Annotated in this window: 3 protein-coding genes; all 3 read left to right on the top strand. The window is 58.2% G+C overall.

From position 1 onward, the window contains the following. The coding region (locus tag ABY948_RS12205) for a carboxy terminal-processing peptidase (RefSeq protein ID WP_461482807.1) at positions 1-857 on the top strand (857 nt) is incomplete at its 5' end. A gap of 4 nt (positions 858-861) precedes the next feature. Further along, entirely contained in the window at positions 862-1,677 is an 816-nt protein-coding gene (gene xthA / locus ABY948_RS12200; RefSeq protein WP_461482806.1) for an exodeoxyribonuclease III, read from the top strand. Positions 1,678-1,751: 74 nt separating this feature from the next. Then, entirely contained in the window at positions 1,752-2,150 is a 399-nt protein-coding gene (locus tag ABY948_RS12195) for a hypothetical protein (protein WP_461482805.1), read from the top strand. Positions 2,151-2,258 lie beyond the last annotated feature (108 nt).

Below are 2,258 nucleotides of genomic sequence, written 5' to 3'. Positions count from 1 at the left end.
TCCTGCAGGAAGCCACCACCCTCACCGACCTGTTTATCGACCCCGGCCCGGTGGTGCAGGTGCGTTATTCAAACCAGATGGTATCGCGCAATCACCGCTCCCACGCCGATGCCTACTATCGCGGGCCGTTGGTGGTACTGATCAACCGCCTCAGCGCCTCCGCCTCGGAAATTTTTGCCGGCGCCATCCAGGACTACCATCGCGGCCTGATTATCGGCGCACAGAGTTTTGGCAAGGGCACGGTGCAGATTCAGTTGCCGGTTCGCCAGGGACAGCTGAAATTGACTGAATCAAAATTCTACCGGGTCTCCGGTAACAGCACCCAACACCTCGGCGTGGTGCCGGACGTGGAACTGCCCTCTTTTTACGACAAGGATGAGGTGGGCGAAAGCGCCGACAAACACGCCCTGCCCTGGGATCAGATTACGGAAGTCCCCCACCGCCGCTACAGCTTTACCGATATCCCGCTGGAAACCCTGAAAGAGCGCCACAGCTACCGCCAGCAAAAGGATCCCGACCTGATCTACCTCAATGAGGAGCTGGCGCTGATGCGCGAGCGCCGCGCGGAAAAAACCATTTCGTTGAATGAAGCTGTGCGCCGCCAGGAACTGGCCGAACACGACCAGACCATGCTCAACCTGGAAAATAAGCGGCGCGCCGCCAAGGGGTTGGAACCCTACCCCTCTGCGGAGAAGTGGCGCGAGACCCGCGATCCGGATGACACCGAGGAGCGCGTGCTCTCCGAACGCGATCCGCTGTTGTACGAGACAGGTAATATCCTGGCGGATTACCTGAGCCTGCTGGCGCCCAAATCGCTGCTGGTCACCCAACCATACATGCGGTTTGAGCGAGCGTGACGCCGTGAAAATTGTCTCTTTTAATGTCAATGGCCTGCGCGCCCGCATGCACCAGCTGGCGGCGGTGATCGAGCAACATACTCCGGACATCATCGGCCTGCAGGAAACCAAGGTGAGCGATGAGCTGTTCCCCTTGGGAGACATCGAAAAACTTGGATATGGCGCCCTGTTCCACGGACAAAAGGGCCACTACGGCGTCGCCCTGCTCTACCGACTGCCGTTGCAGGAGGGTAGGCGCGGTTTCCCCCAGGATGACGACGACAGCCAGAAACGACTGGTGTATGGCCGCTTTGAATACCACCAGCAACCGTTGCACATCTACAACGGCTATTTCCCCCAGGGAGAAAGCCGCGACCACCCAACCAAGTTCCCCGCCAAGCGTCAGTTCTACACCGACCTCTACAACCATATCGCCGGCACCCATCACCCGGATGAACTGGTGGTGGTGATGGGCGACATGAATGTCGCCCCCCTGGACAGCGATATCGGCATTGGCGAAGACAATCGCAAACGCTGGCTGCGCACCGGCAAGTGCTGTTTTCTTCCCGAAGAGCGGGAATGGCTGGAACGCATTGAAAACTGGGGGCTGGTGGACAGCTTCGATCATTTCCACCCCGGCAACCCAACCCCCTGCTACAGCTGGTTTGATTACCGCAGCCGCGGCTTCGAACAGCCGGTGAAACGCGGTTTGCGCATTGACCTGCTGCTCGCCTCAAAACCCTTTATGGCGCTGACTCGGGATGCGGGTATCGACTACCAGATCCGCGCCATGGCCAAGCCCTCCGACCACTGCCCCGTCTGGCTGTCTGCCGCCAGCTGATCATTGCCCTCCGCTGTCAACCGATGGCGGCCTCGCACGTTTTAAGGAACACCAACGAGACAGAGGGAAACCCCATGAAAAAGCTCGCATTGATCAGCATTCTGACTAGCTCCCTGGCACTGATGGCCACCCCGGCCCTAGCCAGGGACTACGATAACAACCGCAATTTCTCCGCCCGTCACCACTACGAGCAACGGCAAGATGTGCGCCACTACAGCACTCGAGACTATGATCGTCGTGACTATGACCATCGCGGCTATGACCGCCACGACTATCGCCACGACTATCGCCATGACGGTCGCTACGATAAGCACTATGCGAAGCCTCATCCGAAATACTATCGCTGCGGCTACCATCCCGGTTATCGGGGACACCACGACCACCATCATTACTACGACAGCCGCACCGGAGAATATCTGGCCATTATTGGCGGCACTATACTGATTACGGAATTGCTCCACGGCCACCATTGATTGAATGGCGCCAAACGATGTTGCAGAATCCCGCCATCAGTCTCGACGAAAACAGTGATAGGAGTGAGGTTCTGACAAGGCAGCCCCTGGAAAACTTCCTGCTATCCG

Source organism: Porticoccus sp. (assembly GCF_041592135.1).
GTDB lineage: Bacteria > Pseudomonadota > Gammaproteobacteria > Pseudomonadales > Porticoccaceae > Porticoccus.
Note: the sequence above shows the minus strand (reverse complement) of the source record. Positions and strands in the feature narration are given on the sequence as shown.